The organism is Stenotrophomonas sp. MYb57 (assembly GCF_002966815.1).
Taxonomy (GTDB): Bacteria; Pseudomonadota; Gammaproteobacteria; order Xanthomonadales; family Xanthomonadaceae; genus Stenotrophomonas; species Stenotrophomonas indicatrix.
The window spans coordinates 1,764,334-1,786,627 of sequence record NZ_CP023271.1; the positions used below are offsets into that span (position 1 = coordinate 1,764,334).

At 65.4% G+C, this 22,294-nt stretch carries 23 protein-coding genes and 1 tRNA gene; 16 read left to right on the forward strand and 8 right to left on the reverse strand.

Going from position 1 to position 22,294, the window contains the following annotated elements:
* Positions 1-7: 7 nt before the first annotated feature.
* The 5 genes from CLM74_RS08140 (at position 8) to CLM74_RS08160 (ending at position 2,417) form a co-directional block, all read left to right on the forward strand.
* Positions 8-523: a hypothetical protein gene (locus CLM74_RS08140; protein WP_105163823.1), complete on the forward strand. Its 516-nt coding sequence runs from the start codon at positions 8-10 to the stop codon at positions 521-523.
* A gap of 101 nt (positions 524-624) precedes the next feature.
* Complete coding sequence (locus CLM74_RS08145; RefSeq protein ID WP_105163824.1) at positions 625-1,113, forward strand: glycoside hydrolase family 104 protein; 489 nt, start codon at positions 625-627, stop codon at positions 1,111-1,113.
* A gap of 12 nt (positions 1,114-1,125) precedes the next feature.
* Positions 1,126-1,266, forward strand: a complete 141-nt coding sequence (locus CLM74_RS21715) for a hypothetical protein (protein WP_234003446.1) — start codon at positions 1,126-1,128, stop codon at positions 1,264-1,266.
* A 154-nt stretch (positions 1,267-1,420) separates the two neighbouring features.
* Positions 1,421-1,888: a lysis system i-spanin subunit Rz gene (locus tag CLM74_RS08155; RefSeq protein WP_105163825.1), complete on the forward strand. Its 468-nt coding sequence runs from the start codon at positions 1,421-1,423 to the stop codon at positions 1,886-1,888.
* Positions 1,889-1,937: 49 nt separating this feature from the next.
* On the forward strand, positions 1,938-2,417 hold the full coding sequence (locus CLM74_RS08160) for a hypothetical protein (RefSeq protein ID WP_105163826.1): 480 nt from the start codon (positions 1,938-1,940) through the stop codon (positions 2,415-2,417).
* 828 nt (positions 2,418-3,245) lie between these two features.
* Here the strand turns inward: CLM74_RS08160 and CLM74_RS08165 are convergent.
* Positions 3,246-3,332 (reverse strand) — tRNA-Leu (locus tag CLM74_RS08165).
* A gap of 154 nt (positions 3,333-3,486) precedes the next feature.
* Here CLM74_RS08165 and CLM74_RS08170 point away from each other — a divergent pair.
* The 5 genes from CLM74_RS08170 (at position 3,487) to CLM74_RS08190 (ending at position 8,571) form a co-directional block, all read left to right on the forward strand.
* Positions 3,487-4,470, forward strand: coding sequence for a TraB/GumN family protein (locus CLM74_RS08170; protein WP_025878877.1), 984 nt, complete (start codon positions 3,487-3,489; stop codon positions 4,468-4,470).
* Between the two features lie 58 nt (positions 4,471-4,528).
* Positions 4,529-4,981, forward strand: coding sequence for a BLUF domain-containing protein (locus CLM74_RS08175; protein WP_234003447.1), 453 nt, complete (start codon positions 4,529-4,531; stop codon positions 4,979-4,981).
* Between the two features lie 111 nt (positions 4,982-5,092).
* On the forward strand, positions 5,093-6,379 hold the full coding sequence (locus CLM74_RS08180) for a nucleotide sugar dehydrogenase (RefSeq protein ID WP_105163827.1): 1,287 nt from the start codon (positions 5,093-5,095) through the stop codon (positions 6,377-6,379).
* A gap of 44 nt (positions 6,380-6,423) precedes the next feature.
* Complete coding sequence (locus CLM74_RS08185; protein ID WP_025878880.1) at positions 6,424-8,046, forward strand: FMN-binding glutamate synthase family protein; 1,623 nt, start codon at positions 6,424-6,426, stop codon at positions 8,044-8,046.
* A 63-nt stretch (positions 8,047-8,109) separates the two neighbouring features.
* Positions 8,110-8,571, forward strand: a complete 462-nt coding sequence (locus tag CLM74_RS08190; RefSeq protein ID WP_033830792.1) for a GNAT family N-acetyltransferase — start codon at positions 8,110-8,112, stop codon at positions 8,569-8,571.
* Positions 8,572-8,596: 25 nt separating this feature from the next.
* On the opposite strand, the gene CLM74_RS08195 is transcribed toward CLM74_RS08190, so the two are convergent.
* The gene (locus CLM74_RS08195) at positions 8,597-9,844 is read right to left on the reverse strand and encodes a TIGR03862 family flavoprotein (protein ID WP_105163828.1); all 1,248 of its coding nucleotides are present in this window, start codon (positions 9,842-9,844) and stop codon (positions 8,597-8,599) included.
* Complete coding sequence (locus CLM74_RS08200) at positions 9,831-10,265, reverse strand: FKBP-type peptidyl-prolyl cis-trans isomerase (RefSeq protein WP_025878883.1); 435 nt, start codon at positions 10,263-10,265, stop codon at positions 9,831-9,833. The genes CLM74_RS08195 and CLM74_RS08200 overlap by 14 nt, the downstream gene beginning before the upstream one ends.
* A gap of 69 nt (positions 10,266-10,334) precedes the next feature.
* On the opposite strand from CLM74_RS08200, the gene CLM74_RS08205 reads away from it, so the two are divergent.
* From CLM74_RS08205 to CLM74_RS08220, 4 genes are all read left to right on the forward strand, one after another.
* Positions 10,335-10,700 (forward strand): DUF6164 family protein, encoded by a 366-nt coding sequence (locus CLM74_RS08205; RefSeq protein WP_032976499.1) that lies wholly within the window; start codon positions 10,335-10,337, stop codon positions 10,698-10,700.
* Positions 10,701-10,977: 277 nt separating this feature from the next.
* Positions 10,978-11,745: a sulfurtransferase gene (locus CLM74_RS08210; protein ID WP_105163829.1), complete on the forward strand. Its 768-nt coding sequence runs from the start codon at positions 10,978-10,980 to the stop codon at positions 11,743-11,745.
* A gap of 122 nt (positions 11,746-11,867) precedes the next feature.
* Positions 11,868-12,863, forward strand: a complete 996-nt coding sequence (locus CLM74_RS08215) for an LLM class flavin-dependent oxidoreductase (protein ID WP_032976501.1) — start codon at positions 11,868-11,870, stop codon at positions 12,861-12,863.
* Positions 12,864-12,930: 67 nt separating this feature from the next.
* Positions 12,931-13,428, forward strand: a complete 498-nt coding sequence (locus CLM74_RS08220) for a pyridoxamine 5'-phosphate oxidase family protein (RefSeq protein WP_025878887.1) — start codon at positions 12,931-12,933, stop codon at positions 13,426-13,428.
* Positions 13,429-13,517: 89 nt separating this feature from the next.
* On the opposite strand, the gene CLM74_RS08225 is transcribed toward CLM74_RS08220, so the two are convergent.
* Both CLM74_RS08225 and CLM74_RS08230 read right to left on the reverse strand, forming a co-directional pair.
* Positions 13,518-14,171: an exopolysaccharide biosynthesis protein gene (locus CLM74_RS08225; RefSeq protein ID WP_025878888.1), complete on the reverse strand. Its 654-nt coding sequence runs from the start codon at positions 14,169-14,171 to the stop codon at positions 13,518-13,520.
* Complete coding sequence (locus CLM74_RS08230; RefSeq protein WP_032952108.1) at positions 14,155-15,459, reverse strand: hemolysin family protein; 1,305 nt, start codon at positions 15,457-15,459, stop codon at positions 14,155-14,157. The genes CLM74_RS08225 and CLM74_RS08230 overlap by 17 nt, the downstream gene beginning before the upstream one ends.
* Positions 15,460-15,751: 292 nt before the next feature.
* Here CLM74_RS08230 and CLM74_RS08235 point away from each other — a divergent pair, with 292 nt between their 5' ends.
* Positions 15,752-16,378, forward strand: coding sequence for a DUF47 family protein (locus CLM74_RS08235; protein WP_025878890.1), 627 nt, complete (start codon positions 15,752-15,754; stop codon positions 16,376-16,378).
* 13 nt (positions 16,379-16,391) lie between these two features.
* The gene (locus CLM74_RS08240) at positions 16,392-17,513 is read left to right on the forward strand and encodes an inorganic phosphate transporter (protein WP_025878891.1); all 1,122 of its coding nucleotides are present in this window, start codon (positions 16,392-16,394) and stop codon (positions 17,511-17,513) included.
* Between the two features lie 480 nt (positions 17,514-17,993).
* On the opposite strand, the gene CLM74_RS08245 is transcribed toward CLM74_RS08240, so the two are convergent.
* The 3 genes from CLM74_RS08245 to parE form a co-directional block, all read right to left on the reverse strand.
* Positions 17,994-19,490 carry a S10 family peptidase gene (locus CLM74_RS08245; RefSeq protein WP_105163830.1) on the reverse strand — a complete coding sequence of 499 codons (1,497 nt, stop codon included), beginning with the start codon at positions 19,488-19,490 and terminating at the stop codon, positions 17,994-17,996.
* Between the two features lie 98 nt (positions 19,491-19,588).
* Positions 19,589-20,167 carry a GNAT family protein gene (locus CLM74_RS08250; RefSeq protein WP_059063745.1) on the reverse strand — a complete coding sequence of 193 codons (579 nt, stop codon included), beginning with the start codon at positions 20,165-20,167 and terminating at the stop codon, positions 19,589-19,591.
* Between the two features lie 156 nt (positions 20,168-20,323).
* A complete protein-coding gene (gene parE, locus CLM74_RS08255) occupies positions 20,324-22,213 on the reverse strand; it encodes a DNA topoisomerase IV subunit B (protein WP_105163831.1) in 1,890 nt (629 codons plus the stop codon).
* Between the last annotated feature and the right edge of the window lie 81 nt (positions 22,214-22,294).

Here is a 22,294-nt window from a genome sequence, read left to right on the forward strand (position 1 = left end):
GGTTGCAATGGGCAAGATCGATAAAGATCGCTTGAGATTCGGCGGACTGTCGCTTGTCCTTAGCGGCCTCGTCGCGTGGAAGTTTCAGCCGCTAATCCATGGGAACACGGATGCGTTGAACACAATCGTCACCGTGTTTTCGATTCTTGCCGGCTTCTTGGTCGCCGTCATCACAATAGTTGGTGACGGGGTGCTCTTGGGTCGGGCAAGCTGGCGACGCGATGAGCAAGCCATATCCGGAGTGAGAAGGCGTCTGACGCGCCACAAATTGATGTTCCAGATCTATCTGGTAGTTCTGGCATTGGTGTTTGCCATTCAGCTGCACGGGAAGAGTACTGATTGGATGCCGTGGTGCGAACGGCTAATGCTCTTCTTGGCGAGCTTTGCTTTCTTGGCATCCTTGACCCTGCCTGGTCAGATATTCCAAGAGCGGATAAAGAAGCTTGAATCGCAGCGTGGGCCCCTGCCTCAGAGGCTTCAAGAGGCGTTGAAGGGTGAGTCGAAGCCGTCAGAGAAGGAGTGATTCCTATACTTTGGCGATAGGCAAACTTCGTCCCAAGTTCATGACGTAATCAAGGTGAAGCTCTCGGTATCAACCGGGAGCTTTTCTTTTTTGGAGACGCCATGGCGCAGATCACTCCCCAACAGGCTGGCGGCGTGAACGTCGTGGCCTTTCTCGACATGCTGGCGTGGTCCGAGAGGACCGACAACGGCAAGCAGCCGACCAGAGACCATGGCTATGACGTGATCGTCGGTGGCCAACTGTTCAAGGGCTACACCGATCACCCGCGTGTCCAGGTGGATCTACCCAAGCTGGGTATCCAGTCAACCGCCGCCGGCCGCGACCAGCTGCTGCGCCACTATTACGACGCCTACCGGAAGACGCTGGACCTGAGAGACTTCTCGCCCCTGAGCCAGGACCTGATCGCACTCCAGCAGATCCGTGAGCGCTGTGCACTGCCGCTGATTCAAGCGGGAAGGATCGCGGAGGCCATCAAGCAAGTCAGCAACAGCTGGGCAAGCCTGCCCGGTGCGGGCTACGGCCAGCACGAGCACAAGCTGGCCGACCTGCTAGCGGCGTACCGCAAGGCCGGCGGGACGGTGGCGCCATGAACGGGGTTGGACGTGGCCTGGCAAGCCATCGGCACGGCCGTCGGCGGCCTGATGGTCGGCGCCGATGGTGTAGCGCTGTGGTGGCGCAAGCAGTTCGTAGAGACCGCCGGAGAAGGGGCCGAGGTCAACGTGATCCAGCTGATGCGCGAGTAAGTGACCCGGCTGGGCGAACGGGTTGGGCGGATGGAAGCAAGGGAGCTGCGCTTGATCCGCCATATCTACCGACTCGAAGGACTGATGCGTGCGGCTGGCATTGAGCCGCCGCCGTTTGACCCGGATAGCGACACGATCGGGCGGGAGGTTCCGAATGAGCCGCATCGCCATCGTTGTTGTCGGCATCGGCCTCTGGTCTGCGGCCATGTTCGGAGCTGGATGGACTTGGAGTGGTGACCGAGCAGAGGGGAGTGAAGCCAACCAGCGCGCAGCCGGGGCCGTGGCCGTGGTCGACCAGGTGAACCATGCCCGGGCCGCCGAACACCGCCAGGCCGACAGCCTGGCCACCATCGGAGCGAAGCATGAAGAAGACCGCGCTGCGGCCGAGGCCGTCCCTGCCGCTGTTGTGGCTGATCTGCGCAATGGCAATCTCCGGTTGCGCCGGCAGTGGGCTGCGTGTGAAACCAGGCGCGTGTCCGAGTCCGCAGCCAGCACCGCCGAACGTGATGCGCTCGCCGAACTACGAGCAAAGGGTCAGGGAGATCTTGTTCGAGTCGGCCGAGATGCAGACGACCAGCTCAGAGCGTGCCAATCCGTGATACTTCTCAATTCGGCACATTGACAGCTCTTTCCCGTGCACCTAAAACGGGCTGACTGCTGATGGAGTCTCCATGAAGGAAGAAGTTGACGTTATTGAAATTGAGTGGCACCCAAAGCTACTTGTGAGGGTCACAGGAGTGGACTGGGACTACTCAGTGGATGAGATTCCCGAGCCATGCAGACAGAGGGCGGCGTTCTATTGCATATATGGCGCGCACCCCGTCTATGGCGGAGACGTGCTGCTTTACATCGGCGAAACAAAGTCGTCCCCTGGCAAGATGAGGGATGTGGCAAAGCGAATCGCAGAGCATCTCGCTGGTAGATTCCAGAACCTCACAAACCTCAGCTTCACGTTAGGAGTCGCAGATGAAGACTTAGGCGCTGAGAGGGTTAGGGCGGTTGAGTCAGTTCTGATCTCGGCTCACAAGCCTGCGCTCAACCGCCAGAGTATCGATTCGGCGATCCCCTCCGCTGCAAACTTGCTGATCCGGAACTACGGATTCATCAGGTCACTGATGACAGAGCTTTCTGGTGCTTATTGGTGCGACTAAGGTGCACCTTAGATTGGATTTCATGGCCCTGGTAAATCAGGGCCTTTTTGTGGGTGGACCTTCAATGCAACGTGGGAAGAACGGTGGCCATCTGGCGCTGGGTCGGCTGAAGACCGGCGAGATGAACAAGACAGAGCCGTCTCCGCCAACAGGCCATTGTCGAGCCCAAACGCCGCTATCAGGTCAGCCTCCTCGGTGGGCGACACGCGCCGTGCCCGGCCCTTGGGCTGCTGGGGCCAGCGCACATCTGACATCGGGTTCTGCTTGATCCACTTCCATTCCCGGCGCGCAGTCTCAAACACGGACCGCATCAGGTTCATTTCGCGAGCAACCGTCCCAGGCTTGACCTGCTTAAGCCTTCCATCTCGCCAAGCGATGATGTCCGGACTGTCGATTGCCGCGATACGTCGGTCCAAGAGTGGCAGAGATCTTTCCCAGGCGGCGATGCGGACCGACTCCCACCGTTCGCCAGCTCGCTTAGGCGCCTCTTCCTTCACGTAGCGGCGCATGGCCTCGCGTAGCGATTGTCGGGGAGCTTCCCGCCACGCAACTCGGCCTCGCGCTCGAGGGCCCACTTCGCAGCTTCCTGCTTTGTGTGTTTGGTGGTGGAGTCGCGAACGCCTGCCACAAACACCTGCACGCGCCACTTGTTCCTTGATCGTTGGATGCTGGCCATGGCCGCATCATATGGGGGAATTTTGGGGAGAGTAGCCGGGCAAGTCCGGGTGAATCGGGCTTGGCGCGGATTCTCGTGGCAGTCTAAGTGGCTGATTTTGTGCCGATTCGTGGTGAATCGTTGCGAGCACGTAGGCTCCCCAAAACATGCGGTGGTGCCCGGAGCCGGAATCGAACCGGCATGGGGTTGCCCCCGGCGGATTTTAAGTCCGATGCGTCTACCAGTTTCGCCATCCGGGCCTGCAGCGCGCGCCGATTGTAACGGAATCGCCGCCGCTGCCGCCGGCTAACGCGGCTTTTACGCAACCGGGCGCGGCGCTGGGTACAGTCCGCCAACGTTCCCGGGAATGGCGATATGCGTGCACGTGGCAGGCGATGGATCGGATGCAGTGCCGTGCTGGGGCTGATGCTGGCGATCGGCCCGGTCGCCGCGCAGCAGGGGCCTGCGCCCACCGGGGCGGTGGTGGACATGGCGACGGTGCAGGTGACCGGCGAACAACCCGGCCCCGGCCTCTGGAAGGTCACCGCTCCACAGGGGAATGTGTTGTGGATCCTGGGCACGGTCTCGCCGTTGCCGAGCGGTGTGCAATGGCGCTCCGACGAAGTCGAGCGGACCATTGCCAGCGTCGACCATGTGCTGGGCGATCCGGGTTTCGCCCTCGATGCGAAGATCGGTGTGTTCAAGGGCCTGACCCTGCTGCCACTGGCATTGAAGACCGCGCGCGATCCGCAGGGGCGCACGCTTGACCAGATCCTGCCGCCGGCAACGCACGCGCGCTGGCTCGGCCTGAAACAGACCTACCTGGGCAATGACCGTGGCGTGGAAAAGGACCGTCCGCTGGTGGCCTCCGGCCGCTTGTACCAGGCCTTCCTCAAGCGCAACGGCCTGCGCGATGGCAAGCAGGTCAAGGAAGCACTCGGGCGCGCGTACAAGGCGCACGATCTGAAGCCGGAAGACGTGCAGGTCAAGCTGAAGGTCGACGACATCCGTGGCACGTTGAAGGAGCTACAGGCCACCGAAGTCGATGACCGCGCGTGTTTCGAACGCACGCTCGACACGGTGGAATTCCAGGCACCGGTGCTGCGCGAGCGCGCCAACGCCTGGGCGCTGGGGGATGTCGCGGCACTGCGCCGGCTGTCGGGTTCGGCGATGGCCCAGACCTGCCGCGAACTGCTGCAGGATTCGGCCTTCGTGCGTCGGCGCGGCTGGAGCGATATGCCGCAGCAGGTACGCACGCGCTGGCTGCAGGGCGTGGATGCCGCGCTGAGCCGTCATCCAGGCACCTTCGCGACGGTGCCGGTCAGCCTGCTGCTGGGCGAGGGCTATCTGGATGCGCTGGTGCAACGCGGTTATCAGGTCGAGTCGCCGCCGGAATAGCCAACGCTTGAAGTCCTCGTGCTTCCTGTCATATTCCTCTGCACTCAGGAGGGGAGTGATGGACATGCCGTTGCATGCGTACGCTTATGTCAGCACGGCCAGGGAGGGACTGGACGTGCCCGAGCTCGATGCATTGCTGGCCGATGCGACCGCGTTCAACCGCATGGCCGGGGTGACCGGGGCGTTGATGTTCGATGGCAGCCGTTTCCTGCAGTACATCGAAGGCCCACGGGATGGGCTGGCTTCGGTGCACGCGCGGATCGGCAACGCGCGTCGCCACGGCAGCATCATCCAGCTTGCCGCAGGCCCGATCCCGAGCCGCTGGTTCCCGCGCTGGACGATGGCCAACCGGCACGTGGATGCGGCGACGCTGGGCAGCATCGTGGCGGCCCCGTGGCATGGTTTCAGTCTGGGGCAGGAGCCCCCGGATCATGGCTTCTGCCTGTTGTTGCGGGCCTGGACGGGGCGGCACGGCGAACTCGAGCCGGCTGCCGTCAGCCTCGGATCCTGATCCGGGCGTGGTCTGGCGCCGCTGCCGCGGTTAACCTTGTCGGCACGTTTGCCTGCTCCCGGATCCTCGCATGACCCAGTGGACACCATCGCCGCCTGTTGGACGCCGCGCATGAGTGCGCCGATCGGCGCAGCACAGAGCCCGTCCCCGGCCATCATCGGCCTGGGATATGTCGGGCTGCCGTTGGCAGTGGCGTTCGGCCACCAGCTGCCCACCCTGGGGTACGACATCGACGCTGCGCGCATCGCTGAACTGGCCGGTGGGCAGGACCATACGCTGGAAATGGAGCCGGACGAACTGGCCAGCGCGTCGCTGCTGCGTTACAGCAGCGATCCGGCGCAGCTCGACGCCTGCAACGTCTACATCGTCACCGTGCCCACGCCGATCGATGCCTACGAGCAGCCTGATCTGGAGCCTTTGCGCTCGGCGACGCGACTGATCGCCAGCCATCTGCGCGCCGGCGATCTGGTGATCTACGAATCCACCGTCTACCCGGGTACCACCGAAGAAGTCTGCGTGCCGCTGCTGGAACAGGGCTCGGGGCTGCGCTTCAACGAGGATTTCTACTGCGGCTACAGTCCCGAGCGGGTCAGCCCGGGTGACCGCCAGCGGCGCCTGGCCGACATCCGCAAGATCACCTCCGGTTCAACGCCGGACGTGGCTGCGGTGGTCGATGGCCTGTACCAGCGGATCATCACCGCCGGTACGTTCCCGGTGCCGTCGATGCGGGTCGCCGAAGCGGCCAAGGTGGTGGAGAACATCCAGCGCGACGTCAACATCGCGCTGGTCAACGAGTTGGCCCTGATCTTCGATCGCCTCGGCATCGACACCCAGGATGTGCTCGACGCCGCAGGCAGCAAATGGAACTTCCTGCCGTTCCGGCCGGGGCTGGTGGGAGGCCACTGCATCGGCGTGGACCCGTACTACCTGCTGCACAAGTCCGAAAGCATGGGCTACCACCCCGACCTCATCCACACCGCCCGGCAGGTCAACAACCGGGTGGGCGAGCATGTGGCCAAACGCGTGCTGGCGATGCTCGCCGAGCGTGGCCGCATGCCAGCGCACTCGCGCATCCTGGTGCTGGGCGTGACCTTCAAGGAGGACTGCCCGGACCTGCGCAACAGCCGCGCGCTGGAACTGGCCCAGCGGCTGGCCGGCAGCGGCGCGCAGGTGGACGTCAGCGATCCGTGGGTGGGGCCAGCTGCCATGGCGGACGAGGGCGTGAACTGGCTGGCCGAGCCGGTGCCCGGCAGCTACGACGCGGTGGTGCTGGCGGTGGCGCATGAGAGCTTCAAGGCGATGGACGATGCCCATATCCGCAGCCTGTTGGCGCCCGGTGGGCTGGTCTATGACGTGAAGTCCGCCTGGCCGCGCAGCGTGGTCGACGATCGCCTGTAGGTGCATGCGCGGTAGACTCGGGGCAGTTGCAACCGAGGAACGCCATGCACCGGTATATCGTCTACCTGCTCGCCATCCTGATGTTTCCGATCTGCCTGTGGCTGGCCACGATCTGGCCGGCCTGGTACTGGGGCGTCGGCATTACAGCTGCGATGGTGGCGCTGGGGACCTGGGACCTGCTGCAGAAGCGCAGCACCCTGCGCCGCAACTATCCGGTGATGGCGCACTTCCGTTATGGCCTGGAATCGATCGGCCCGGAGATCCGCCAGTACTTCGTGCAGAGCGATCTGGAGGATGTGCCGTTCTCGCGGCAGCAGCGCGCGCTGATCTACCAGCGCGCCAAGAACCAGATGGACACGGTGCCCTTCGGTACCCTGCGCAGCACATATGCGGTGGACTACGAATGGATCAACCATTCGCTGGCGCCGACCACCATCGCCAAGCATGATTTCCGCGTGCTGATCGGTCCGAACTGTGCCAAGCCCTATTCGGCCAGCGTGTTCAACATCTCGGCGATGAGTTTCGGTTCGCTGTCGGCCAATGCGATCCGCGCATTGAACGAAGGCGCACGCCTGGGGGGGTTCTACCACGATACCGGCGAAGGCTCGATTTCGCCGTATCACCGTGAGATGGGCGGTGACCTGGTCTGGGAGATCGGCTCGGGCTACTTCGGGTGCCGTGACGAAAAGGGCGGCTTCAGCGAGGAACGCTTCGTTGCCAATGCCAACCACGATCAGGTGAAGATGATCGAGATCAAGCTGTCGCAGGGCGCCAAGCCCGGCCATGGCGGGGTGCTGCCGGCGCCGAAGGTGACCGCCGAGATCTCGGTGACGCGTGGCGTGCCGATGGGCGTGGACTGCGTGTCGCCATCGCGCCATTCGGCGTTCTCCACGCCGGTTGAACTGCTGCAGTTCGTGGCCCGCCTGCGTGAACTGTCCGGTGGCAAGCCGGTTGGTTTCAAGCTGGCCATCGGCCACCCGTGGGAATGGTTCGGCATTGCCAAGGCGATGCACGAGACCGGTCTGCTGCCTGATTTCATCGTCGTCGATGGCGCCGAAGGCGGTACCGGCGCGGCACCGGCCGAATTCGTCGATCACGTGGGGGTGCCGATGCACGAAGCGTTGCTGCTGGTGCACAACACCCTGGTCGGCCTGGACCTGCGCGAGCACATCCGTATCGGCGCTGCCGGCAAGATCACCAGCGCGTTCGATATCGCCCGCACCATTGCGATGGGCGCCGACTGGTGCAATGCAGGGCGCGGTTTCATGTTCGCGCTGGGCTGCATCCAGTCGCTCAGCTGCCATACCGACAAGTGCCCGACCGGCATCGCGACCCAGGATCCGGCACGCTGGAAGCATCTGGATGCACCGGACAAGGCCACGCGCGTGTACAGCTTCCACGAGCACACCCTGCACGCGCTGAAGGAGTTGCTGTGCGCGGCGGGCTTGAACGATCCGGCCGAGCTCGGGCCGGAACACATTCTGCGGCGGGTGTCGCCGGTCGAGATCCGTTCGCTGGCCTCGCTGTATCGCTACCTGGAACCGGGCGAGCTGCTGCACAAGGTGCCCGACCACGCGGTGTTCCATTCGTTCTGGGCGGACGCACGCAGCGATTCGTTCCAGCCGCCACCGAAGATCCAGGCGCTGCGGGCCAGCAAGTCGCGATGACCCCGCGTTGCAGGACCGAGCCCATGCTCGACTGCACGAAAACCATCCATGCAAGGAGGCTGCATGCAGTTCAGGACGGGTACCGACGATGATGTGGGCACGCTGTGGGCCCTGCGAACGCGCTGCGTACGTGAGCTGTGCAGCAGCCACTATCCGCCGGAGGTGATTGCACCCTGGTCGGCATCGCCGCCGCCGGTGCAGTATTCGCGGCTGCTGGGGCAGGGCGGCTGCGTCGTAGCCGAGGATGACCGGGGCAATGTGCTGGGGTTCGGTGTGTTCGATGCCGAGGGCAACGAGATCGATGCGCTGTTCGTCGATCCGGATCGGGGCGGGCAGGGTATCGGCCAGGCGCTGATGCAGCGGTTGCTGGCCCTGGCCGACCCGACGCGGGAGGTGGTGCTGTCGGCCTCGCTCAACGCCGTGCCGTTCTACCAGCGGCAGGGCTTCGTCGCCGAGCGCGAGGAACTGTATCCGCATCCCAGTGGCGTGGCATTGGCGTCGGTGAAGATGCGCCGGCCGGGGTGAAATTTCCGGCGCTATCGCGCGTTGATCAATGCGTGGCCAACCACGCGGTCACGCCCTCTGCCGCACGCAGTCCGCTGGCATAGCACGCCGTCAACAGGTAGCCGCCGGTCGGTGCTTCCCAGTCCAGCATCTCTCCGGCGCAGAACACGCCGGGCAAGGCACGCAGCATCAGGCCCTCGTCCAGCGCGTCCAGGCGCACGCCGCCGGCCGTGCTGATCACCTCGGCCATCGGCCGCGGGCGCAGCAGGCGCAGTGGCAGGCGCTTCAACGTGGCGATCACCGCGGCCAGATCGTTGCCAGCATCCTTGCCCAGTGTTTCGAACACCAGTGCGGTCTTCACTGCGTCCAGTCCAGCCTGGCGACGCAGGTGCTCGCCGAAGCTTCGCCCCTTGCGCGGTTGCGAAAGGTCGGCCAGCAGCCGTGCCTCGTCGCGGCCCGGAACCAGGTCCAGCCACAGCGTGGCGTGGCCGTCGCGGTTGAGGGTTTCGCGCAGATCGGCCGACAGGGCGTAGATCAGGCTGCCTTCGATACCGTACTCGCTGGCCACGCACTCCCCTTGCAGGGTGTGCGGCTCACCGTCGAGGCCATGCCAATGTGCGACGACCGGCTTCAGTGGTGCGCCAGCATGGCGTTGCGCGAAGAACGGCGTCCATGCAACGTCGAATCCGCAGTTGGCCGATTGCAGCGGCGCGATATCCACGGCGCGGGCCTGCAACGCCGGAACCCAGGCACCGTCACTGCCCAGCTGTGGCCAGCTTCCGCCGCCCAGTGCCAGTACGGTCGCATCGGCGCGCACCTCCAGTTCGCCGTTGTCGGTGGCAAAACGCAGTGCGCCGTCGTCGCTCCAGCCCAGCCAGCGATGGTTGACGTGCAGGCGCACGCCCTGTTCCTTCAGCCGGCGGACCCAGCCGCGCAGCAACGGTGCCGCCTTGCGGTCGACCGGGAACACCCGGCCGGAACTGCCGACGTAGGTTTCCACGCCGAAGCCAGCGGCCCAGTCGCGCAGCGCCTGCGCGTCGAAACCATCCAGCCAGCGGCCGACGCGGGTGGCCTGCTCGCGGTAGCGGCTGTCGAACAGTGGACGTGGGTCGGAATGGGTGAGGTTGAGCCCACCCTTGCCGGCGATCAGGAATTTGCGGCCCGGCGAGCCCTTGGCCTCGTACAGATCGACATCCAGGCCTGCCGCGCGCAGCCGCTCGGCGGCAAACAACCCGGCCGGGCCGCCGCCGATGACGGCGATGCGGCGCGGCGGGCGGACGTCACTGTTGGACATTGAGCAGCTCGACGTCGAACACCAGCGACGAACCTGCCGGAATCGGGCCGACCTGGCGGTCGCCATAGCCGAATTCCGGCGGAATCATCAGCGTGCGCTTGCCGCCGACCTTCATGCCGGCGACGCCTTCATCCCAACCGCGGATGACCTGGCCTGCGCCCAGTGTGAAGGTGAACGGCTCGCCGCGCTCGACCGAACTGTCGAAGGTCTTGCCGTGCTTGTTGTCGGCGCGCTCGTCGTAGATCCAGCCGGTGTAATGCACGCTGACCTTCTGGCCCGGCACGGCCTCGGCACCGCTGCCCGGCTGGGTGTCGATGCGCTCGAACGTGGCAATGGTGCCTCCCGGCGGCGGGCCGGACGGCTCCGACGAGCAACCAACGGCGGCGAGGGACAGCAGCAGGGGAAGCAGCAGGCGGCGCATCAGGCGTCTCCAGGGGCGATGAGTCGAGGGCGGCAAGGTTAGCGCATCGGCGCCGGGTATCATGGTGGCATGGCAAAACTCCTGCTCAATCTGCGCAATGTCGGCAACGACGAATATGCCGATGTCTGCACGCTGCTGGACCAGCACGGCATCGCCTGGTACCGCACCGAACCCAGTCCGTGGGGCATCTCCAATGGTGGCCTGTGGCTGCGCGAGGATGCCGACCAGCCGCGTGCCAAGGCGCTGATGGCCGACTACCAGGCGGCCCGTGGCGTGCGGGTCCGTGCCGAGCGCGAACAGGCCCTGCGCGACGGCACTGCCGAGACCTTTGGCAGCCTGTTGCGCCGCCGCCCTGTGTTCGTGGTGCTGGTGCTGCTGGGCATGGCGGTGGCGGCGGCACTGGTGCTGCTGCCGTTCATGCTGCTGCGGGGGTAGGGGGTTCGGCCGGGTTGCACCCGGCACCCGCAGAGGCAACGGCAACAGCAACAGCGGGCGTTCCGTCGTGGGCGGGGCGGTGTGGGCAGGCGGGGGACGGCAAAAGCTGCTCCTGCGTGCCTCGTAGAGCGCCATCCATGGCGCTCTGCGCCCCCGCCTGCCCACACCGCCCCGCCTCTGACAGTTTCCCGTGATCTGCTGGGTCGACCCCTCTGCTGCGCAACGGGCTCCGCCCCGTGAATCTGTCGACGGGGCCGGGAGGCGCTAAAATGGCGGGATGATCGCCAATACCGCTGCCTATCATTTCGCCGTCATCGACGTCCCCCAGGCCCTGTGCGACCAGCTGCAGGCGCGTGCCGAGGCGTCCGGCCTGCAGGGGACGATCCTGGTGGCGGGCGAGGGGCTGAACCTGTTCCTGGCGGGTGCGCCGTCCGCGATCGATGGCTTCTACGCGGAACTGCGTGCTGATGCGCGCTTCGCCGATATGCGGGTCAAGACCAGCTTCAGCGAGCACCAGCCGTTCGCGCGGCTGAAGGCCAAGGTCAAGGACGAGATCATCAGCTTCCGTCGTGACGATGGCCAACCGCTGGACTACCCGCGCGCGCCGGCCATCGATCCTGCCACCGTGCAGCGTTGGCTGCGGCAGGGGCATGATGATGCTGGCAAGCGCGTGGTGATGCTCGATACGCGCAACCTGCAGGAGATCCAGTACGGCACCTTCAAGGATGCGCTGGTACTGCCCATCCACAAGTTCACCGATCTGCCCGAGGCGCTGGCGCCCCATCGTGAAGCGCTGAAGGACAGCACCGTGGTCAGTTTCTGCACCGGTGGCATCCGCTGCGAGAAGGCAGCGCTGTGGATGCTCAACGACGGCATGGACAACGTGCTGCAGCTCGATGGCGGCATCCTCGGTTACTTCGAGGAAGTGGGCGGTGAGGGCTACGAAGGTCGTTGTTTTGTGTTCGACGAACGGGTGGCGCTGGATGCCGAACTGAAGCCGTTGGTGGACGAGCCGTTGCCCGAGCCACGCCCCAGCGCGTTCTGACCCTTCCACATTGGCCTGCGGGCCTGAACCGGCCAGGCAGGAATCAGCGTCCCGCCACCGGCACTGGCCGTGGGGGCAGGGCGACCCCATCAAACGGGGATCTTGTGACGGAAAACCGCCTGATGATCCCGTTGTCGATTCTCGACCTGGCCCCGGTCTGCGAGGGCAGCGATACCACTGCCGCCTTTGCCAACATGCTTGAGCTCGCCCAGCATGCCGATGCGCTGGGCTACCGCCGCTACTGGCTTGCCGAACACCACAACATGCCTGGCATCGCCAGTGCCGCCACGGCGGTGCTGATCGGCCATGTGGCCGGTGGCACCCAACGCATCCGCGTCGGCGCCGGCGGCATCATGCTGCCCAACCATGCGCCGCTGCAGGTGGCAGAGCAGTTCGGCACCCTGGCCTCGCTGTACCCCGATCGCATCGACCTGGGCCTGGGCCGCGCGCCGGGTACCGACCAGCCGACCGCCCGCGCCCTGCGCCGCTATTTCGACAGCGCCGACCAGTTTCCGCAGGACGTACGCGAACTGCTGCATTACTTCGAACCGGTGCAACCCGGCCAGGCGGTGCAGGCCGTACCCGGCGGCGGCCTGCGGGTGCCGACCTGGATCCTCGGTTCCAGCCTGTTCGGCGCACGCATGGCCGCCTCGATGGGCCTGCCGTATGCATTCGCCTCGCACTTCGCCCCCGATTCCATGGATGAAGCGCTTGCGGTGTATCGCCGCGAATTCCGCCCTTCGGCCACGCTCAAGCAGCCGCACGCGATGCTGGCGTTGAACGTGGTGGCCAGTGACAGCGAGGCCGAATCGCGGCGGTTGTTCACCAGCCAGCAGCAGAGCTTCGTCAACCTGCGTCGCGGCCGTCCGGGCAAGATTCCGGCGCCGATCGATGACATCGAAGCGTTCTGGGAACCCCACGAGAAGCTGGGCGTGGAGCGGGCGCTGGCGTGCACCGTGCTGGGTGATCCGCAGCAGGTCGCCGATGGCATTGCGGCGTTCGTCGAACGCCATCAGCCCGACGAACTGATGCTTACCGCCAACCTGTACGACCACCGCGCGCGTCTTCGCTCGTTCGAGCTGGCAATGCACGCCTGGCACGCCCGCCACGCGGGCTGAACAATTGCGTCACGGCAATTTGCGGTGCGGACGCGTCTGATGGGGACTCCCACTTCCGGAGTCCCCCATGGACGAATCGCGTACCGAGCACATTGCCCAGCTGGCTGAACTGATCAAGGACGTGGAGGTGGCGATGTTCACCACCCGTGGTGTCGATGGACGCCTCTACAGCCGTCCGCTCGGCACCCAGCAGGTCGCCTTCGATGGCGACCTGTGGTTCGCCACTGCGGCCGACAGCCCGAAGGTGGCCGAGATCGCGCTCGACCCGCGGGTCAACGTGGCCTATGCCTCGCCATCGAAGAATACGTATGTGTCGGTAGCCGGCGTGGCACGGATCATCGACGACCGCGCGAAGGTCGAAGAGCTGTGGTCGCCGGCGATGAAGCTGTTCTTCCCGGGCGGCCCGGATGACCCGAGCCTGCGCTTGATCCACGTGCGTGCAGAGACCGCCGAGTACTGGGACGGACCGGGCACGCTGCTCGGCTCGGCGTTGAGTTTCGTGTTGTCGGCGGTGCAGGATGAGCCGGCACGGTTGGGCGACAACGGATTCATCGATCTGCGTTGATTGCAGTAACCCGCCGGGCATGTCCCGGCGCTACCGGGCGGGGCTCAGGGTAGCGCCGGGCCATGCCCGGCGAGCGCAGCGGCAGGCGCTCAGAACCAGCGCTGGAACAGGTCGACGGTGTAGCCCACCAGCTGCCCGGAACTGAAGCCGAAGAAAGCGATCGCCACCAGCGCAGCCACCCAGTTGAACAACATCAGCGCGCCGTCGCGTTCAAGCAGGGCCAGCGCGAACAGCAGCAACTGGAAGCCGAACAGATAGTTGGTGAACGGAATCGGCAACGACAGCAGCAGGCCCAGCAGCACCAGCAGCAGGCCGCTGAAGGCGTGGGCGGGGGCCGGGGTCAGCAGTTGCGGCATGCGCGGCTTGAGCATGCGGTCGAGGCGGCGCAGGGCACCATCGATGCGATCCAGGAACCGGTGCATGGTGCCGCGCTTCGGCCCGCGACGGGCAATGAAGCCGGGCAGCCAGGGCCGGCGCATGCAGAACAGCATCTGCAGGCCGATCAGGATCACCAACGGACCGCTGACTGCGCCGCCCAGCCCCGGGATGGGGATGAAGGCCGGCAGGATGGCGACGAACAGGAATACACCAAAGGCACTCTGCTGCAGATCCTGCAGGATCTGCCCCAGCTTCATGTGCTGGGCCGGGTCACCGAAGGCGAACATCGCCAGCAGGGTCCGGATGCCCTCGTTGCGGTACTCCGGCGATGCAGCGCCGGGGCCGGCGTCAGGCGGTGAGCTCATCGGCCTGCTCGTCGGACAGGGTGCGAAGCAGCAGTTTGTCCACGCGCGCACCGTCCAGATCGACCACCTCGAAGCGCCAGCCGGCCCAGTCGAAGTACTCGCCCGCGTGCGGGATGCGGCCGAAGAAGTGGATGCACATGCCGGCCAGGGTGTAGTAATCGCCATCCTCGGCGTCGGGCAGGTCGTTGCTGCCGATCAGCTCGCGCAGGTCCTCGATCGGCAGTGAGCCGTCCACCAGCAGCGAGCCGTCCTCACGGGTCACCACCAGCGCGTCCTCGTCGGCATTTTCCGTTGCCTGCAGGCGGCCGACCACCGCGCCCATCAAATCGCTGATGGTTACCAGGCCCTGGATCTCGCCGTACTCGTCCACCACCAGCGCCATCGACTGCTGTTCTTCGCGGAAGATCTCCAGCAGCTTCATCGCATGGGTGGATTCGGAGACGTACAGTGGTTCGCGCAACGTCTGGAACAGCGCGTTGTCGCCGCGTGCCATCCGCGTGGCCAGCGATTTCAGCTCAAGCACGCCGACCACGTCCATGTCGTTGTCGCGGTACACCGGGTACCGCGAGAACTCGTGCTCGGCCATGATCTCCAGGTTCTTGTCCAGGCCACCCAGCGTATCCAGCCAGGCGATCCGGTTGCGCGGGGTCATCAGGCTGTCGGCGGTACGGTCGCCCAGGCGCATCACGCGGTTCATCATGTCGCGCTCGTGGCTGTCGATCACGCCGGCCTCGTGGCTCTCGGCCACCAGCATGCGGATCTCCTCTTCGGTCACCGACGCGACCTCGTCCTTGCCCAGGCCGAACAGGCGCAGCACCAGCTGGGTGGTCTTGGACAGCAGCCAGACGAAGGGGAAGGCCAGCTTGGCCAGCCAGCTCATCGGCAGCGCCACCAGGCCGGCGATGTCCTCCGAGCGGGTCAAGGCCAGGCGCTTGGGCACCAGTTCGCCGAAGATCAGCGTGATGAAGGTGATGAAGGTGACCGCAAGGGCCTTGCCGATGCCGCCGGCGTAGGCGAAGCCCGGCATCAGCCCCTGGATCCAGCCGCCGATGGCTTCACCCAGTGCCTCGCCGCCGAGGAAGCCGGTCAGCACACCGATCACGGTGATGCCGATCTGGACGGTGGACAGGAAGGCTTCCGGCTTCTCCGACAGCTCCAGGGCCTTGGCCGCGCGCTTGGAGGTGCCGGCCAGCTGCTTCAGCCGGCTCTTGCGCGAGGTCATGACCGACATCTCGGACATGGCAAAGAAGCCGTTCAGCAGAACAAGCGCGAAAACAATCAGGATCATTTCAAACACGGGCATCGTCCCCGGTTGGTGGCAGGGAGGGCGGGTGCTTGCGATGGCGGCAGGCGCTCAGGAACGGGGTCCGGCGCGGCGCTGGGGGATAAGGGTCGTCGTCCATAAGGTGCGCCCGAAGGCGCGCTGGCATCTTAGCAAAGGGCCGTGGCTGGGTGGCAAATGCCTGTTCAGTTTTGGGCGTCCCGACCCCCGGAAAGGGGCAGGGATACCCGTGATGGTCATCTAGCCGTCATAATTCGCACTGGTGCCGTCCTTCCCGCGACGGCTGACAGGTTTCTCAATGTTCTCTCTGCAGACCATTTTCGGTTCCGGCAAACAGTTCTACACCCTGCTCGATGAGGCTGCCGTCGCGGCTTCCGATGCCGCCAAGGCACTGCATTCGATGCTGCGCGACGCCGATCGCCAGCCCGCCCTGGATGCCTTCAAGCTGGCCCGTCTGCGCGAACGCGCGGCTTCGGACAAGATCAGCCAGGCGCTGGTGGACAGCTTCATGACCCCGATCGAGCGCGAAGACATCGAAGCGCTGGGCTCGGCCCTGTACAAGATTCCCAAGCAGATCGAGAAGTTCGCCGATCGCTATTCGCTGGCCACCACCCACCTGGAACACATCGACTTCGCGCCGCGCGCGGCGATGCTGGAGCAGGCCGCTGGCGTAGTGGTGGAGATGGTCGCCGACCTGCGCCACATGAACCTGGACCGGATGACCGCGCTCAACGAGCGCCTGCGCTCGCTGGAAAACGAGGCCGACCGTCTGATGCTCGAGCTGTACCGCGACATCTACTCCGGTCGCTTGGACAACCTGCAGATGTTCCTGCTCAAGGAATTCTTCGAGATCCTGGAAAAGGCCATCGACCGCTGCCGCGAGGCCGGTGTGGTGGCGTACCAGATCGTGTTGAAGAACAGCTGACGGGCCGGTACCGATGCTCACCCTAGTCCTGGTGGTGATCCTGGCCGCGCTCGTCTTCGAGTTCATCAACGGCTTCCACGATACCGCCAACTCCATCGCTACCGTGGTGGCAACCAAAGTACTGTCGCCCGGTTGGGCGGTGATGCTTGCCGCCTTCATGAACCTCATCGGTGCCCTGACCGGCACCGCGGTCGCACTGACCATCGCGTCGGGCCTGCTCAACACCAACGTGGTCGACGTGACCCCGCAGGTGATCCTGTGCGCGCTGCTCGGCGGCATCATCTGGAACCTGATCACCTGGTGGAAGGGCCTGCCGTCCTCGTCCTCGCACGCGTTGATCGGTGGCCTGTGCGGCGCCGGCCTGGCTGCGGCCCACAACAACTGGGACGCGCTGATCTGGTCCGAACGGCTCGGCAGCTGGGCGCAGAACAAGGGCCTGCTGTGGAAGGTGTTCGTGCCGATGATCACCTCGCCGATCGCCGGCTTCCTGCTCGGCATCGCAGTGATGGTGCTGTTGTGGGCACTGATCGCAGGCCTGGCCAAGATCGGCGGCGCGATCGGCCGGCTGGCACGTCCGCGCATCGTCAATGCGTTCTTCGGCAAGGCACAGATCGCTTCGGCGGCCTACATGGGCTTTGCCCATGGCCACAACGATGCGCAGAAGACCATGGGCATCATCGCGATGACCCTGATCGGTGCCGAGGCGACCGGCGCGTTGAACGACCTGCCGTCGTGGCTGGCCTTCATGCATCCGGACGCGCACGCCGGCGACGGCATCGCCATGTGGATCGTGCTGACCTGTGCGGTGGTGATGGCCGCCGGTACCGCCTCGGGCGGCTGGAAGATCATCAAGACCCTGGGCCACAAGATGGTCAAGCTGCACCCGATCCACGGCTTCGCTGCGGAAACCAGCTCGGCCACCGTGCTGACCCTGGCGGCGCACTTCGGCATGCCGGTATCGACCACCCACAGCATCTCCACCGCGATCATGGGCGTAGGCTTCGCCAAGAACCCGCGTTCGCTGCGCCTGGGCGTGATCGAACGCATCGTCTGGGCCTGGATCCTGACCATCCCGGCGGCAGGCGGCTGCGCCTACCTGATCCTGAAGCTGTTCGAGCTGCTCGGCTGGACCTGATGCCAGGAGCCTTGGGATCAGAGCCCTTTCCCTGCAGGAAAAGGATCTGACCCCGGAAAACAAAAAGCCCGCCGGATTCCGGCGGGCTTTTTCATTTCATGAAGCATCCGGTTTCCGTTATCCACGCATGGCGTGGATCTACAGTGTCGACCAAGGTCGACACCTACCAACAGCAGCAGGAAGTCGACACCCACCAACAGCAGCCGGAACCCGTCGAAGGCGGGGTGGGTCCGGTTGCGGGGGTGTCCGCGGCATGGATGCCGCGGCCAAGCCCCCAAGGGTGAGGGCGCTTTGCTTGCGAAGCACTGCTTCGCAAGCGCCCGAACGCACAGCCGCCAGCGGCTGGGCCGGTCTGGGGGTTTACGGCGTCCCCCGCAACCGGCCCCCCCCGCCAACCCACGGAAAGCCCGCTTTTGACGTTGCCGTTGCCGTTGCCGTCGATTCTGCGGGTGCCGGGCCGCAGGCCCGGCCGACAACCCCTCAATTGCGCTGGAACAACGCCTGCACATCCCTGCGGAACGCCGCCTGGCTGTCAGCCCGGCTGTAGAACATGTGCCCGCCCGGATAGCTGCGCACCTGCACGCGGTCCGGGTTGCTGCCCATCGCCGGCATCTGGTCCACGGTCAGGATCGAGCCCATGAACGGGCAGGACAGGTCATTCCAGCCGTGCACGATCAGCACCTGCAGATGCGGGTCGATCGCCACGGCCTGGCGCAGCTGGGTCACCGCGCCCTCGCGCAGGTCACCATTGCGATCCCACAGACGGTTCACGTCGTAGTTCAGTGCCTGGTAGCGCGCATCCACCTTCCAGCCGACCTCGCGGGTGACGAAGTCGACCATCGCGGTGGTGGTCGGGGCGATGATGCTGTCCAGCAGCGGATCGTTGGCGCGCTGCTCCGGATCGTTCGGGAACGGATCGAACGCAGTGACGTTGGAGTCGTAGCGGCTGCCCAGCGTGCCCTTGTCGCGGAACACTTCGCGCAGGTAGGCCTGGGTTTCCAGGCGACCGCCGGCGCGGCGCACGAACTGCGGGTCCAGGCCGGTCAACTCGGCCACCCGGCGCAGCATCGCCTCGGTCGCCTGCGGATCGCTGCGGCCCTTCATCAACGCGGTGGCGTAGTCGCCGCGGGTGTACTCGACCACCTCGCGCATCGCCGCGTCGGTCAGCTTGCCCTGGCGTTCCAGGTGCGCGGCAGCGATCGACGGCAGGGTCTGCATCCACGCCATCGGCGAGACATCGGCGTTGTCTTCCAGGGTCGGGCTCAGGTAAGGCGACACCAGCACCAGGCCGTTCATCGCCACGCCCAGGCGCGTCTGCAGGAAGTGGGTGATGCGCGGGCCGCGATAGCCGCCATAGCTCTCGCCGGTCAGGTACTTGCGCGAGGCCATGCGCTGGTTGCGCAGCAGCCAGTCGTAGATCGTGCGCGAGAGGTACTCGACATCGGCACTGGGCGTATACAGCTGTTTCTTCGCTTCCTCATCGCCGATGCGGGCGCGGCTGAAGCCGGTACCGACCGGATCGATGAACACCAGGTCGGTGAAGTCCAGCCAGGTGCCGGGATTGTCGTGCAGCTTCGCCGGCGCCGATGCGCTGTCGCCTTCCGAACCGAAGGTCACCACCTTCGGGCCGATGGCGCCCAGGTTGAGGTACACAGAAGATGCGCCGGGGCCGCCATTGAGCGCGAAGGTCACCGGCCGGTCCTTGCCCGGCATCGTGTAGGCGGTGAACACCACATCGGCGATCACCTTGCCCTTCGCATCGCGTACCGGCAGGGTGCCGACGGTGGCGGTGTAGTCGAGGGTGCGCCCAGCCAGGCGCATGCTCTGGCGAGCCGACGCATCGGCCGGCAGGGGAGTGGCTTCGGTCTTTTCTTCTTTCGTTTCGGAGGCGCCGTCAGCAGCAGGCGCGGCCAGCACGCAGGCGGGGGCGATCAGCAGGCCGACGCAGAGCGCGGCAGAGTGCAGCAGAAACTTCATGGCACCGGAACGGCAGCGGAAGGGACCCCGATGCTAGGGCGGGGTGCCGCGCACCGTATGTGTCCAAAGGCATGGGCCGGCTTTGTGGCCTGATCCGGTCAAGCGACGGTGGCTGAGCGCACCGCGTCGTCGGCCAGCAGTCCGTACACGGCCGAGTCGGCCAGTTCACCCTGGATACGCCAACGCTGCCGCAGCAGGCCTTCGCGGTGGAAGCCCAGGCGTTCGAGCACGTGTGCCGAGGCGTGGTTGCGTGGATCGATCTCCGCTTCCACCCGGTGCAGTTGCAGGGTGTTGAACAGATAGGCCAGCACCTGCTGCAGCGCTTCATGCATGTAGCCGTGGCCCTGCCTGCCAGGTGCCAGCAGATAGCCGATTTCCGCGCGCGCCGCATCCCGATCCAGGGCAAACACCACGCATATGCCCAGCAGGGGGCCGTCCACCGATTCGCGCAGGGCCAGCTTCAACTGCGTACCGGTGGCCTGTGCAGCCAGGTCGTCGTCGATCTGCGCGCGTGCTTCGGCCGGACGCGTCCACGCCGGGTGGTTCCACCAGTGCATCACGTCCGGGTCGGACTGCAGGGCGAACAGGGCCGCGGCGTCATCGCGGCGAATGGGGCTCAGCACCAGGCGCGCGCTGTGCAGCGGCAGCCCGGGGAACAGCAGTGAGTTGGCGGGCAATGGGGTCGTCCACGCGGATGAACGCGCATTATGGACCCGCAGGGTTTGCCGATGGCGGCCGATCCAACGGCCCGGTAGTGCCGGCCGCTGGCCGGCAACCCAGGTATCCCGCTGGTTCACGAAAAGCAGCCGGTCAGCGGCCGGCACTACCGGGAATCAGACTTCCAGCGAAGCCAGATCGCCCTTGCTCTCCAGCCAGCCCTTGCGGTCAGACGCGCGCTTCTTGGCCAGCAGCATGTCCATCAGTGAATGGGTCTGCTCGCCATCGTCAATGGTCAACTGCACCAGGCGACGGGTGTCCGGATGGATGGTGGATTCACGCAGCTGCGGCGGATTCATCTCGCCCAAGCCCTTGAAGCGGGTCACGTTGATCGCGCCCTTGATCTTCTCGCGTTCGATCTTGTCCAGCATCGAGCGCTTTTCTTCCTCATCCAGGGCGTAGAACACCTGCTTGCCCACGTCGATGCGGAACAGCGGCGGCATCGCCACGAACACGTGGCCGGCATCGACCAGCGCCGGGAAGTGCTTCAGGAACAGTGCGGTCAGCAGCGTTGCGATATGCAGGCCGTCGGAGTCGGCGTCGGCCAGGATGATCACCTTGCCGTAGCGCAGGCCGCTGATGTCTTCCTTGCCCGGGTCACAGCCGATGGCCACTGCCAGGTTGTGCACTTCCTCCGAGGCCAGCACGCTGTTGGAGGACACTTCCCAGGTGTTGAGGATCTTGCCGCGCAGCGGCAGGATCGCCTGGAAATCCTTGTCGCGGGCCTGTTTGGCGCTGCCGCCTGCCGAGTCGCCCTCGACCAGGAACAGTTCGGTGCGCGACAGGTCCTGGCTGATGCAGTCGGCCAGCTTGCCGGGCAGGGCAGGGCCCTGGGTGACCTTCTTGCGGACGACCAGCTTCTCGGTCTTCAGGCGCGCACTGGCGCGCTCGATGGCGATCTGCGCGATCTTCTCGCCCAGCTCCACGTTCTGGTTCAGCAGCAGGCTGAACGCATCGTGCGCGGCGCCTTCGACAAAACCGGCTGCCTGGCGCGAGGACAGGCGTTCCTTGGTCTGGCCGCTGAACTGCGGGTCGGTCATCTTCAGTGACAGCACGAACGACACGCGGTCCCACACGTCTTCCGGGGCCAGCTTGACGCCGCGCGGCAGCAGGTTGCGGAAGTCGCAGAACTCGCGCAGCGCTTCGGTCAGGCCGGTGCGCAGGCCGTTGGCGTGGGTGCCATGTTGTGCGGTGGGAATCAGGTTGACGTAGCTTTCCTGCACCAGCTCGCCTTCCGGCAGCCAGGCCACGGCCCAGTCCACGATCTCGGTGTCTTTCTTCAGGTTGCCCACGAACAGATCAGCCGGCAGCGACTCGCGATCGCCCAGCTCCAGCTTCAGGTAATCGCGCAGGCCGTCTTCGTAGTACCAGGTGTCGACCTCGCCGGTGGCTTCGTCTGTCAGCTTGACGGTCAGGCCCGGGCACAGCACGGCCTTGGCGCGCAGCAGGTGCTTGAGCGCACGCACGGCGAACTTGGGCGTATCGAAGTACTTCGGGTCCGGCCAGAAGCGCAGGCGGGTGCCGGTGTTCTTCTTGCCGACGCTGCCGACCACTTCCAGCGGCGAGGCGCGGTCGCCGTTGCGGAAGGTGATGCGGTGTTCGGCACCTTCGCGCTTGATGTGGATTTCCACCAGGGTCGACAGCGCATTGACCACGCTGACGCCGACGCCATGCAGGCCGCCGGAGAAGGTGTAGTTGTTGTTGTTGAACTTGCCGCCGGCATGCAGGCGGGTAAGGATCAGCTCGACGCCCGGGATCTTCTCTTCCGGATGGATGTCCACCGGCATGCCGCGGCCGTCATCGCTGACCTCCACGCTGCCGTCCTTGAACAGGGTGATCTCGATCGAGCGGGCATGGCCGGCGAGGGCCTCGTCCACCGAGTTGTCGATCACTTCCTGCGCCAGGTGGTTCGGGCGCGCGGTGTCGGTATACATGCCGGGGCGGCGCTTGACCGGGTCAAGGCCGGACAGGACTTCAATATCGGCGGCGTTATAGCGGGCGTTCATCTGTCTTCGAAAGCGTGGAGCGACGGGCAAGTGTGCGGTCTGGACCGGGAATTTGCACGCCTGCGGTTCAGCCTCGTTGGC

Bases quoted from the DNA above. Each gene is read 5' to 3' on its own strand.
- CLM74_RS08205 (WP_032976499.1), top strand. From the start codon at position 10,335: ATGGCAAAACTCCTGCTCAATCTGCGCAATGTCGGCAACGACGAATAT.
- CLM74_RS08210 (WP_105163829.1), top strand. From the start codon at position 10,978: ATGATCGCCAATACCGCTGCCTATCATTTCGCCGTCATCGACGTCCCC.
- CLM74_RS08220 (WP_025878887.1), top strand. From the start codon at position 12,931: ATGGACGAATCGCGTACCGAGCACATTGCCCAGCTGGCTGAACTGATC.
- CLM74_RS08245 (WP_105163830.1), bottom strand. From the start codon at position 19,490: ATGAAGTTTCTGCTGCACTCTGCCGCGCTCTGCGTCGGCCTGCTGATC.
- CLM74_RS08190 (WP_033830792.1), top strand. From the start codon at position 8,110: ATGCAGTTCAGGACGGGTACCGACGATGATGTGGGCACGCTGTGGGCC.
- CLM74_RS08180 (WP_105163827.1), top strand. From the start codon at position 5,093: ATGAGTGCGCCGATCGGCGCAGCACAGAGCCCGTCCCCGGCCATCATC.
- CLM74_RS08175 (WP_234003447.1), top strand. From the start codon at position 4,529: ATGGACATGCCGTTGCATGCGTACGCTTATGTCAGCACGGCCAGGGAG.
- CLM74_RS08160 (WP_105163826.1), top strand. From the start codon at position 1,938: ATGAAGGAAGAAGTTGACGTTATTGAAATTGAGTGGCACCCAAAGCTA.
- CLM74_RS08185 (WP_025878880.1), top strand. From the start codon at position 6,424: ATGCACCGGTATATCGTCTACCTGCTCGCCATCCTGATGTTTCCGATC.
- CLM74_RS08200 (WP_025878883.1), bottom strand. From the start codon at position 10,265: ATGCGCCGCCTGCTGCTTCCCCTGCTGCTGTCCCTCGCCGCCGTTGGT.
- CLM74_RS08195 (WP_105163828.1), bottom strand. From the start codon at position 9,844: ATGTCCAACAGTGACGTCCGCCCGCCGCGCCGCATCGCCGTCATCGGC.
- CLM74_RS08215 (WP_032976501.1), top strand. From the start codon at position 11,868: ATGATCCCGTTGTCGATTCTCGACCTGGCCCCGGTCTGCGAGGGCAGC.
- CLM74_RS08155 (WP_105163825.1), top strand. From the start codon at position 1,421: ATGAGCCGCATCGCCATCGTTGTTGTCGGCATCGGCCTCTGGTCTGCG.
- parE (WP_105163831.1), bottom strand. From the start codon at position 22,213: ATGAACGCCCGCTATAACGCCGCCGATATTGAAGTCCTGTCCGGCCTT.
- CLM74_RS08240 (WP_025878891.1), top strand. From the start codon at position 16,392: ATGCTCACCCTAGTCCTGGTGGTGATCCTGGCCGCGCTCGTCTTCGAG.
- CLM74_RS08230 (WP_032952108.1), bottom strand. From the start codon at position 15,459: ATGATCCTGATTGTTTTCGCGCTTGTTCTGCTGAACGGCTTCTTTGCC.
- CLM74_RS08235 (WP_025878890.1), top strand. From the start codon at position 15,752: ATGTTCTCTCTGCAGACCATTTTCGGTTCCGGCAAACAGTTCTACACC.
- CLM74_RS08145 (WP_105163824.1), top strand. From the start codon at position 625: ATGGCGCAGATCACTCCCCAACAGGCTGGCGGCGTGAACGTCGTGGCC.
- CLM74_RS08140 (WP_105163823.1), top strand. From the start codon at position 8: ATGGGCAAGATCGATAAAGATCGCTTGAGATTCGGCGGACTGTCGCTT.
- CLM74_RS08225 (WP_025878888.1), bottom strand. From the start codon at position 14,171: ATGAGCTCACCGCCTGACGCCGGCCCCGGCGCTGCATCGCCGGAGTAC.